This window comes from Romboutsia maritimum, assembly GCF_002251085.2.
GTDB lineage: Bacteria > Bacillota > Clostridia > Peptostreptococcales > Peptostreptococcaceae > Romboutsia_B > Romboutsia_B maritimum.
This window is the reverse complement of sequence record NZ_NOJZ02000002.1, coordinates 99538-111363: the sequence shown is the minus strand read 5'-3', so window position 1 is coordinate 111363 and position 11826 is coordinate 99538. Positions and strand designations below refer to the sequence as shown.

The following is an 11826-nucleotide window of genomic DNA, read 5'->3' as shown; positions in this document are numbered from 1 at the left end:
ACTTGTTAAAAATTTTCGGTTAGAAACTCCAAGCTGTTATTCAATATAAAATCCGTATTGAGCTTACACCATCCTCAACTCGCTATAACTACCATTTATATTTACTGGTCTCTTCACAGTATTTATTGTTAATATTATTTCAATTTGTAAGAAGATTATACCAACATATAAAAATTAAGTCAACCTACTTTATAATTTTACTTAATCTAATTTATATAGTAGGATTTAATTCTGCTATTTTAGTAGTAGCTACATACACTCTAGATATTTCATACCATGTTTTAAAATCCACACTTCCATTTTGAGGTAATCCAAATATTGATTGAAATTTTTTAACTGCATCTGCTGTACTTTCTCCAAAAATTCCATCTTCTTTAACTTTTTGTATAGCTGGATATGAGTTTGATATTGCATTAAGTTGATTTTGTATAGTTTGAACATATTTACTTTGAGAACCAACACTTAATACTTCTCCAGGAAAAGATACAGGAACTCCACTTACTATTTGTGCTTTATCAAAAACAATACTGTCTCCATAAAAATATCTTAATATAGTTTCATAGTCATTTCCTTTATCCCCTAAATCTTTACTTCCCCACTGAGTCATATGATTTGGACATTGACTGTTATGACCATCACAGTATTGAGCTAATAATGGCTGTCTAGCTGTAGGTGGTCTTTTTATAAATGTATTAAAAATATCATCTACAACTACACTTATAGTATCATATACATTCCTATTGTGCATATATTTATGGTCATATGCTGTTGATGAAGTTATAGTAAAACTAAGTCCTTTATTTCTATACCATTCTGTAAAAACTCTATTTAATGTAAATGATATTATTGCTATTATATTTGCATATATTGTTTGCTCTGGCCAAGTTGAATAAATCTCTGAAGAAGCGACATTTTTAATATAATCCTTATATCTAATCCAATAATTAGGAGCTGATGTATCTTCTGGCAAACCATCATGAACAACTATAAACTCTGGAACAACTGGATAATCTAAAACAACAAATCCAGTAGGTGGTGGTATTGGCTTTAAATCACTTTCAGGTATTTTAGGTGGAAATTTTCCAAAAAGAGTATGTTCTGGTATTACATATATTTCTTCATTTTGTCTAGAGTAACTCATTTTACTTCTTTCTTTATTCGGTAGCGGAATAGTCTGTCTAGCTTGAACAGTAGGTAATATTTGGCAACCATCTATTATAATGGTTTCATATCCGTTCATAATCGCTTCAACTGTATATTGACTATATGGTCTTACTTCTGATGGTTGTTGAGAATACTTTAAATCAGGCGCTGGAAGTTGTAATCCAGTCACTTGACCTGATTCATTAGTAGTTAAGTTTTGATATAAAGTAGATCTTCTTTCTTCATTATTGTATATATTTATACTTGCACCTTCAATAGGTCGATTAGTACGAGAATCTATTACACTAACCGTTAAAAATCCATCCTGCATATAATCACCTTCTTTTTATTTTTTTAACTATACTATTAAACTATGATTTTTATTTTTTTTTGATATATTAATTTACAACTTATTATAAAATTTATAAATTCTGGATATAATTCAAACATAAATTACCAAGAAATATAAACTAAATTTTAGGAGGTATTAACTTGAAATATATACTAGTATTTCTTATAGCCCTTTTATTTATTGCTCCATCTTGTGATAAAAATAAATCTACTTCTACTGTACTCAAAGGAGGATTTTACAATTATATAACTTGTTTAGATACTTCATATAAATATTTAGTAGATAATGTACCTTTTTTTAATAAAATTACTGAAATATCATATAAAAAAGCATATAAAAAAGTTATGAAGGATAGAACATTTACAAAACATCTAGTTTTAGCTGGAGAAACAATAGATAATATAATACAGAAATATAATCATGATGTAGATGATTTAGAAAGTTTTAGAAAAGTTGTTTATAAAGAAAATATAGGTCTTGTATCTGATACATATGAAATTAAATCAGGTCAATATTTAACAATCCCAACTGATTAATAATTTTTTAGATAAAAAAATCTAAATAATAAGCTAAAAATATTAGTTTACTAATATTTTTAGCCATTATTTAGAATCTATCTTATAATTTACTTCCATTATCTACCCAATCTTTAGCTTCTACTACATTTTCTAAAGATGGAACTGATACTTTACTTTCTGGTTGCAACTTATCAATATCTGCCCATGCAGCTGTTTTTTCATTATTAGTAGGTACTCCTTTTTTTAATCTTTTATTATTTTTCCCACTTAAAGGTTGTGCTTTTTTATTTCGCAAATTTATCACCTCTCAAATATCTTTTATATTAGTCTTAACCAATTTTTTCATTACAATTCATATTATTTAAATCAGTGGTTAAATTTAATTTATAGTATATTTGAAATTTGTTGTATCGTATTTTTTAAATTAACTATTCCATAACCTTGCGAAATATTTGGATAAGTATAAATTTCTTTTTTTGTTGACCCTAACATTAAATATGTTTTTAAAGTTTCTGTATATAAAGATAATCTAGATAATTCTGTTTGTTGTATCATATATTCCATTATTAATGCAAGTATTCCGCACACAATAGAACTACTAATCCCTGTACCTGATCCTGTATTATATGTTCTTCCTAAATATGTTGATATTATATCTATTCCTGGAGCTACTATATCCGGTTTAATTCCTCTTCCTTCTATTGGACCTTTGGATGATCCTAGCCACATACTATCAGTTTTATCATTATAAGTTCCAACAGTTATAACTCCATCATTTGCTCCATAAACAGTTACAGTTGCTACAGAATCTGGATCTAAAAATCTAGTATCATCAGATAATAAATCTTTATTAGGAAGGTATACATCATAATTTCCATTTATAATAAATTCTGGCATTAATCTCAGTGTCCATATACCAGGTTTTAAATTATTTAATTTTATTTCTAGATGTTCTTTTCCTGAACCTATCCACGGATATATATATCTCATCTCATAAAGAGTATCTTCCAAATTAAATTTCCCGCTATATACATAATAATCTGGTGAATATCTTGCAACCTTACTCATCTCTCCTGATGGAGCTACTAGCATAGCATCTATTTTATCTGGCCCTCTAGTATTTAAAATTATATCAAGAGCATAATCTTCACTAACTTGAATAATAATATCTTCTGATTGATTTACATTACTAAAACTTCCTGAAAAATGGACATCTGTATTTCCTTGATTTCCAGCTCCACTTACTACAACTACTCCCGCTTTACTAAAAGAATCATAAGTATCTATCATCGATGCATCTAAAACTGTACCTGATCTACCTCCAATTGTAAAATTTATTATTATTGGTTTATTTTCCACTTTTGCTATTGATAGTACATATGTTATTGCAGCATAAAAATCAGTTGAAGTATAATTAATTTTATCTTTATAAAATGTTCCAACATATTGTCTTAATTTAACTACTACTAATTCTGCTCCTACTGCTACACCTTTATACAAAGGATTGATTCTTCCTCCCCCAACTAAAATTCCTGCTGCTATTGTACCCGTACCTATATTATCTACACTTAGGCTTCCATTATTTTCTTTTATTGCTTCATTTATTTGAGAATTACTAAATTCACTTCCAAATATAAATCCTTCTGGAATATTGCCTTTGTCACTTTCTTGATCCCATATACTAATTATTTTACTAGTTCCATCATCTTTTATAAAATCAGGATGTAAATAATCTATTCCCGAATCTATGACTGCAATTATAATTCCCTTTCCTGAAATATTAATATACGGATTATTATATACATATTCTGTTCCTGCTGCTCTAGTTACTGTCTCACCTGTCTCTAGATTATTTGTTATATCTATTAAAGAACTCATTGGAATTGATTCATTCCACCACGCAACTTCTACTATATCATTTAATTTAGCTTCATTAAAATCAAGTGGAACATATATTACTGCTAATTTAGAATTTAAAACCATAAACTCATTAATTCCATTTTCTTTTAAAGCTTTTTCTATATCCCCTTGATAAATTATAAAATAAGACTTTTCACTTATCCTATTCTTATTCACTTAAATCCACCTGCCTAAACTGGTCATACATACCCCTTACATTTAAATTTTTATATTCAAAACTATAATTTATATATTATATTAGTACTTCTAATATAAATTAATACTTAAATCTAATTTATAATATATTTGCAATTTGTTGTATTGTATTTTTTAAATTAACTATTCCATAACCTTGTGAAATATTTGGATAGGTATAAATTTCTTTTTTTGTTGCCCCTAACATTAAGTATGTTTTTAAAGTTTCTGTATATAAAGATAATCTAGATAATTCTGTTTGTTGTATCATATATTCCATTATTAATGCAAGTATTCCACATACAATAGAACTACTAATACCTGTTCCTGAACCTGTGTTGTATGTTTTTCCTAAATATGTTGATATTATATCTATTCCTGGAGCTACCACACCAGGTTTAATTCTTGTTCCTTCAGCTGAACCTTTGGATGATCCTAGCCACATACTATCCGTTTTATCATTATAAGCTCCAACAGTTATAACGTTATCATTTGCTCCATAAATGGTTACAGTTGCTATAGAATCTGGATCTAAAAACCTAGTATCATCAGATAATAAATTTTTATTAGGAAGGTATACATCATAATTTCCATTTATTATAAATTCTGGCATTAATCTAAATGTCCATATACCTGGCTTTAAGTTTTTTAATTTTATTTCTAAGTGCTCTTTTCCTGAACCTATCCACGGATATATATATCTCATATCATAAGTAGTATCTTCTAAATTGAATTTTCCACTATATATAAAATAATCCGGTGAATATATTGCAACCTTACTCATCTCTCCTGATGGAGCTATTACCATACCTTTTATTTTATCTGGTCCTCTATTATTTAAAATAATATCAAGCGCATAATCTTCACCAACTTGGATAATAATATCTTCTGCTTGATTTAAATTATTAAAACTTCCTGAAAAATGAACATCTGTATTTCCTTGATTTCCAGCTCCACTTACTACAACTACCCCTGCTTTGCCCAAATCATCATAAGTATCTATAATAGATGCATCTAAAACTGTTCCTGATCTACCTCCAATTGTAAAATTTATTATTATTGGTTTATTTTCCACTTTTGCTATTGATAGTACATATGTTATTGCAGCATAAAAATCTGTTGATGTATAATTAATTTTATCTTTATAAAATGTTCCAATATATTCTCTTAATTTAACTACTACTAATTCTGCTCCTATTGCCACACCTTTATACAAAGGATTAATATTTCCTGCACCAACTAAAATTCCTGCAGCTATCGTACCCGTACCTATATTATCTACACTTAGATTCCCATTATTTTCTTTTATTGCTTCATTTATTTGAGAATTACTAAATTCACTTCCAAATATAAATCCTTCTGGAATATTGCCTTTGTCACTTTCTTGATCCCATATACTAATTATTTTACTAGTTCCATCATCTTTTATAAAATCAGGATGTAAATAATCTATTCCCGAATCTATGACTGCAATTATAATTCCCTTTCCTGAAATATTAATATACGGATTATTATATACATATTCTGTTCCTGCTGCTCTAGTTACTGTCTCACCTGTCTCTAGATTATTTGTTATATCTATTAAAGAACTCATTGGAATTGATTCATTCCACCAAGCAACTTCTACTATATCATTTAATTTAGCTTCATTAAAATCCAGTGGAACATATATTACTGCTAATTTAGAATTTAAAACCATAAATTCACTTATTCCATTTTCTTTTAAAGCTTTTTCTATATCCCCTTGATAAATTAAAAAATAAGATTTTTCACTTATCCTATTTTTATTCATTTAAATCCACCTACCTAAATTGGTCATACATACCTCTTACATTTAAAATTCCATATCCAAAACTATAATTTGGATAGTCTATATTAGTACTTCTAGTTGCTCCTGCCTGAATAAACGTAGATAAATTTTTTGTAAATGCTTGATATGGATATTTTCTGTCAACAAGTGTATATTGAAAATATAGCGCAGCCGCTCCTGATACATGCGCTGCTGCTGCTGAAGTTCCCGTTACTGTTGCATATTTATTTCCTGGATATGGCGCTATTATATTCACTCCAGGAGCTACTATTTGTGGATTCAAAGTCCCTGCTATAGTAGGACCTCTTGAAGATGATTGCCACAAACTATTGTTTATAGTATCATAAGCACCAACAGCCATAATATCATCTTGAATAGATGGATAATTTGTAGTATAAAATGGATCTGGTTCTCTAAATTTAGTACCTTTTTTCAAAAAAGCTCTATTTGGTAAATACATATGATATATTCCATTAATTATATAATTCCCTGTTAACCTTATTTTCCATATACCAGCTTTTACATTTATTAAATTTATTCTTGTAAATTGTTGCCCTGAATAACTAGTTGGATATATATATTTTATAATAAATTTTGTATCTTCTAAATTAAATAAACCTGACGCTTGATCATAATTTGCAACACTTATATCTTTACTTGGTTCCCCTGTTGGTGATATAATTATCACATCTATTTTATCTGGTCTGTTTACCCAAATATCTATTTCTATTTCTTCTTCATCTTCTAAAAGTTCTAATTCTTCTTCTACAGATGCTCCTTTAAACTCAACTTTGCCTGATGCATGCGTTTCAGTATTACCTTCATTTCCTGCCCCTGCACTAAAAAAAAGCCCTCTTACAAAATATGACTTTAATGCATTTTCCCTACTAATAAATCCTGCTAAGTTATTACTTCCTAAAGATATATTTATAACTAAAGGCATTTTTAACTCTACAGATTTTCCTATCGCATATTGACTAGCTGCTAACGACATTGCATTATTATAATATCCTCCTATTTTGCCTAACTTTATTACTATTAGTTCTGCATCCTCTGCCATCCCAGCATATTCTTTATTTACATTTCCAAGACCAGCACATATACCACTAATCATAGTTCCATGACCTACTTCATCTTGTGATAAGCTAGGGTCATTTCTTGCAATCGCCTCATTTATATCCTCTCTTGTATACTCTGTTCCTATATAATATCCTTTTGGCGGATTTCCTTCTTTAGTCTGATCCCATAAATATGCTATTTTAGATGTTCCATCTGGATATATAAAATCAGGATGTAAATAATCTATTCCTGTATCTGCAACTGCTATAAGAACACCTCTTCCTGTTATTGATATATTAGGATTATTTTTAAAAAAATTAATGCCTATTTCTTCTGTTGCTACTACGCCATTTGAAATTCCTTGACTTACAGAGCCTAAAATTGCCATTCTTACAGTATTTTCTATCCTTATTACAGATGGTGAATTTAGAACTCTACCGAATTGCGATTCACTAATACTACTTATATCTAGTATTCCTATGTTATCGCTAAGTTTAAAAAAATTATTGGCTAATCCCTCTTCTTTTAAAAAATCTTCAAATTCATCATTGTAAAATACAATTATAGACAATGGAAAGTTTTTAAGTCTTTTTTTATTTCTTAAAAGTACATCTAAATCTTGATTTACATTAGTAAGACTATACAAGTTTATATCTCTTAAATTTAAAAATCCAAATCCAGATGAGTTATTTGGATATGTATTATCTGGAGTTCTCCTAGCATTTTTTAATAAAAGTGACTTAAGTTTTTGCGAATATAAGTATAAATCATTTCTCCTTACAATCCCCCATTCCATTAAAAGTGAACAGGTTCCTGTAACATGAGGTGTTGCCATACTAGTTCCTGTCAGCGCTCCTGTGCTACCTCCTGGTAAATATGATATTATATTTTCTCCTGGAGCTAATAAGTCTGGTTTATATATTCCATTTTCTATATCCCCTTGACCTGAAAACACTGACACTGTGTCCGTTCTAGAATTATAACTTCCAACTGTTATCACTTTACTAGCAGTCCCTGGAACTGTTACTGTTAATAATTTAGTTGGGGATAAAAATCTAGTTTCTTTACTTAATCCTTCTGATGTAGGTAAATATAAATCTACATTTCCCATAATTATTTCTATAGGATTAAATACAATACTCCATATTCCAGGGCTTATTTGTGTGTTTGATTTTAATTGAATTGTAATTCTTCTTGATAGTGAATATGGAGCTATTGTATAAAAATATCCTGTTACTCTTGTTTCTCCTAAAGTATTATTTATCTGACCTGAGTCTAAAGAAATATTTTGTGTTTGCTGATTTGATGGATTAACTAAATGTACACTAAAATTATCTATAAATTCTGGCCATATATTAATATTTAATATTTTTTCATTTTCTCCTACTATAAATTCAACTTCTGTAGCTTTATCATTTTCTAGCTGTATTCTTTTATGTCCGCCTTTATCTCCATTGTTTCCTGCTGCCACTACTATGTTATTTTTCCAGTATAAACACATATCATCCATAAATTGTTCAAACAAAGATTCTCCTCGATGAGAGCCTTCATTGCTACCATAACTTACATTAATAGATACGGGCATTTTTAATTCTAGTGATTTATCTAGTACAAATTTTATAGCTCTCATAAATTCAGTACTTTTAGAGAATGTATCCGTTTGTCTTCTTCCTACTCTTACAACTATCATACTAGCTTCTGTTGCTATTCCTGCACATATCCCACTAACATGAGTTCCATGAGTACTTGTTGTAGATATTGGTATATTATATTTACCATCTATCGCATCATTTATTTGTTCATTAGTATATAAGCTACCTTCTCTAAATCCATCTGGAGGAGTGCCTTCTATTGATTGATCCCAATAATAAAGTATTTTTGATTTTCCATTATTATCTCTAAATATAGGCAATGTGTAATCTATTCCTGAATCAATAATTCCAAGTATTGTACCTTTTCCAGTTAATCCTGTTATATTTTTAAACATACTTATTCCAGTACTAGAAAAACTTTGAACGTCCTGAGTTTCAAGAATAAATGGTTTTTCTATATATTCTATTTCTGGATACGATAGCAATTTATCTATATCTTCTTTTGTTTTAGATGTTATTATTGCATATGAAGAACTTAAAATTTCTACAGTTACATTTAATTCTTTTTCCAACTTTAAAATATCTCCATTATATTTTACTACTACTTCATAATCTATAATAATCACCTCCCCATAAATTTATATGAATATAAACATATATTTAGGTATATTTAGACTTATTTTTATTGTATAATGGTACTTAATAATTAATTATTGAAATTTGCAAAAAAGGATGTGTTAGTATTTGAGAGATAGAAAATTTTATCTAAACATTATAATTACAGTAGTTATATCTTATATCCTGATTAAGTTTATTGATAATTATAAATATTTCTTTGGAGTAGTTAGTGTTCTTTTATCACTGTTAACTCCTTTTGTAATTGCTTTTATCTTAGCCTATGCATTTAATCCAATTGTTACTTTTTTAGAAAGTAAATTAAAAACCAAAAGATTAATATCTTTACTTATTACTTATGGATTTTTAATAATTCTATTAGTATCTTTTGTATTGTTTACTGCTCCTGCTATTATAAGTAGTTTAGCTGATATAGTAAGTCAATTCCCATTATATGCACAAAAAACTCAAGATTTTATCATGAATTTTAGCGAAAATTTAAAATCCATAGACCCTAAAACACTTCAAGAAATTGGAGAAAAAATTATGGGATTAATGCCAGAGGTTAGTAACTTATTGATAGGATACTTAGGTAATATATTTTCAACTACATTTTCTGTAGGTAAATTTTTAGTTCAATTTGGACTAGCATTTATAATTTGTTTTTACATCCTTTTGGAAAAAGAAAACTTTATATCTTTTGCTAAAAAGTTAGTTTATCTTTTCTTTGGTAGAAAAGCTGGTGAATTTACTTTAAATGTATGTAATACATTAAATCTAAATATAGGAAAGTATTTTTCAGGTAAAATATTAGATTCATTTATAGTTGGAGTTTTATCTGCAATAGGATTATATTTCATTAAATCAAAATATGCATTATTGTTCGGAACTTTAATGTTCTTTATGAATTTAATACCATATTTTGGTCCAATTATAGGTATGACACCTGTAGTTATAATAAATTTATTTTATAGTCCTAATATAGCACTATTTTCACTAATATATTTACTATTAGTTCAACAAGTAGAAGTTGCAATAATAGAACCTAAGATAGTAGGTGGGCAATTAGGATTAAGTCCTTTCTTAACTATACTTGCTGTTACTATTGGTGGAGGATTCTTTGGTATTCCTGGTATGATATTATCAGTTCCTATAATGGGTGTTATAAAAATATATTTTACAGAATTTATTGAATCTAAACATAGAAATATTAGTTCCCTATAAAGTTTGTTATATTATAAATATACATTTCAAAATAAAAATTAATATTTAAATCTAAATAAGAGCTGAAATATAATTTAACTTATATCTCAACTCTTATTTCTTATATAATAATGTCCCGCAAATACCATTCCTATAAATGTTCCATTAATAGCTGTTACTACAAATGTTCCTATTCCAAAAGATTTATCAATTTTAAAATATATAAAACTAACTAGCAGTACTACAACTACAGTTATAAAAACAATAAAATAATATATAATTTTTTTAATTTTACTTTTTATTAGTTTTCCATTTATATTTCTTATTTTATATAAATAAATTATTATAATTATAGTTCCAATAATAGTACTAAAATGTTGACAAAATTTATATACAGGAATATTCAAACTCATAATATGTATTTTATAATTTAAAAAACTAATTTTATTAACAAAGAATCCACTTTTATGCGTAAATGAATCCCAAAAAATATGAGTAAACATACCTATAAAAGCAGAATATATAAAAACGATTATTGATTTTATATCTTTCATGTTATTATTATATTTAATTAGGTAATTATATTGTTTTGATATATTATTAGGTAAATTTAAAATTAAAGACTCTTTAATATATACATCAAATAAAAAATTAATTACAAAACACAATGGTAAATTTAATAAAATCATACCTAACAAAGTATGTCCAATATTACTACTTGGTCTAAATAATATAAAATATATATAATCAGGTGACATAGATCCTAATATAAGCCCCATAAAATTCAGATATTTATTTCTCAAGAATATTACTGCTGCAGGATGAGATAATGTAAAAGGAATATTAACTCCCTCCTTTCAAAAATATATAAATATATTTGATTATACCATGTAAATTTAACAGTTTCTACATTTTTAATAAATCAAACAAAAAATTTGTACATATTATATATGTTCTTGCATAAATTAGTTGTAAGTTTCTTATGACTAACAAACATAATGTAAAGGAAGGCTTTTTATGAAATTATTTAAAAAAATATCTATAATTTTATTTATTTTTTGCCAAGTTATTTTTATATATGATTCTATAAATAAAATAACTTTTGCTAATATTATTGATAGTACATTAACCATAGAACAAGCTAGACAACTTCTTTTACAATATAATAATAAAGTTGATTATATATACCAAGGTTCTTCTAGTGAATTTCCTGTACTTAAATCTAAAAAACTAGAGGGATATGTATTTTTACCAAATGTAGATACAGATATTGGGTATTTTGTTGATAAATATACATCTAAAATTTATTACTTTCATCCAAGTGGATATCTTGAATTAATCAAATTTCCATATGTATATAAAAGCCTAAATATAAGTCACCTTTTAAATTTATAGGTTTCTAATATTTAGGCTTTTATTTTTAATATTTATTTTTAGATA

Annotated in this window: 9 protein-coding genes and 1 other annotated feature (1 of these 10 only partly in view); of the genes, 3 read left to right on the top strand and 6 right to left on the bottom strand. The window is 27.2% G+C overall.

Annotation, left to right across the window (positions count from 1 at the left end; translation table 11 throughout):
- Positions 1 to 126 (bottom strand) — a binding site (T-box leader) (it extends 110 nt beyond the left edge of the window).
- Between the two features lie 85 nt (positions 127 to 211).
- Positions 212 to 1474, bottom strand: coding sequence for a spore cortex-lytic germination protein SleC (sleC, locus tag CHF27_RS02735; protein ID WP_095405961.1), 1263 nt, complete (start codon positions 1472 to 1474; stop codon positions 212 to 214).
- A gap of 161 nt (positions 1475 to 1635) precedes the next feature.
- On the opposite strand from sleC, the gene CHF27_RS02730 reads away from it, so the two are divergent.
- Positions 1636 to 2031, top strand: coding sequence for a hypothetical protein (locus CHF27_RS02730; protein ID WP_095405960.1), 396 nt, complete (start codon positions 1636 to 1638; stop codon positions 2029 to 2031).
- A gap of 82 nt (positions 2032 to 2113) precedes the next feature.
- Here CHF27_RS02730 and CHF27_RS02725 read toward each other — a convergent pair whose 3' ends face one another.
- From CHF27_RS02725 to cspBA, 4 genes are all read right to left on the bottom strand, one after another.
- Positions 2114 to 2317 carry a DUF3787 domain-containing protein gene (locus tag CHF27_RS02725; RefSeq protein WP_334293869.1) on the bottom strand — a complete coding sequence of 68 codons (204 nt, stop codon included), beginning with the start codon at positions 2315 to 2317 and terminating at the stop codon, positions 2114 to 2116.
- 80 nt (positions 2318 to 2397) lie between these two features.
- On the bottom strand, positions 2398 to 4089 hold the full coding sequence (gene cspC, locus CHF27_RS02720; RefSeq protein WP_243444927.1) for a bile acid germinant receptor pseudoprotease CspC: 1692 nt from the start codon (positions 4087 to 4089) through the stop codon (positions 2398 to 2400).
- 118 nt (positions 4090 to 4207) lie between these two features.
- Positions 4208 to 5899 carry a bile acid germinant receptor pseudoprotease CspC gene (gene cspC, locus CHF27_RS02715; protein ID WP_115975881.1) on the bottom strand — a complete coding sequence of 564 codons (1692 nt, stop codon included), beginning with the start codon at positions 5897 to 5899 and terminating at the stop codon, positions 4208 to 4210.
- Between the two features lie 10 nt (positions 5900 to 5909).
- Positions 5910 to 9194: a bifunctional germination protease/germinant receptor pseudoprotease CspBA gene (gene cspBA, locus CHF27_RS02710; protein WP_095405957.1), complete on the bottom strand. Its 3285-nt coding sequence runs from the start codon at positions 9192 to 9194 to the stop codon at positions 5910 to 5912.
- Between the two features lie 118 nt (positions 9195 to 9312).
- Between cspBA and CHF27_RS02705 the strand changes: the two genes are divergently transcribed.
- A complete protein-coding gene (locus tag CHF27_RS02705; RefSeq protein ID WP_095405956.1) occupies positions 9313 to 10407 on the top strand; it encodes an AI-2E family transporter in 1095 nt (364 codons plus the stop codon).
- A gap of 86 nt (positions 10408 to 10493) precedes the next feature.
- On the opposite strand, the gene CHF27_RS02700 is transcribed toward CHF27_RS02705, so the two are convergent.
- Positions 10494 to 11228: a DUF4184 family protein gene (locus tag CHF27_RS02700; protein WP_095405955.1), complete on the bottom strand. Its 735-nt coding sequence runs from the start codon at positions 11226 to 11228 to the stop codon at positions 10494 to 10496.
- Positions 11229 to 11403: 175 nt separating this feature from the next.
- Here CHF27_RS02700 and CHF27_RS02695 point away from each other — a divergent pair, with 175 nt between their 5' ends.
- A complete protein-coding gene (locus CHF27_RS02695; protein WP_095405954.1) occupies positions 11404 to 11781 on the top strand; it encodes a hypothetical protein in 378 nt (125 codons plus the stop codon).
- The last annotated feature ends 45 nt before the right edge of the window (positions 11782 to 11826 follow it).

Coding starts and splice junctions, on each gene's coding strand:
- sleC (WP_095405961.1), bottom strand. CDS start 1,474: ATGCAGGATGGATTTTTAACGGTTAGTGTAATAGATTCTCGTACTAAT.
- cspC (WP_115975881.1), bottom strand. CDS start 5,899: ATGAATAAAAATAGGATAAGTGAAAAATCTTATTTTTTAATTTATCAA.
- CHF27_RS02695 (WP_095405954.1), top strand. CDS start 11,404: ATGAAATTATTTAAAAAAATATCTATAATTTTATTTATTTTTTGCCAA.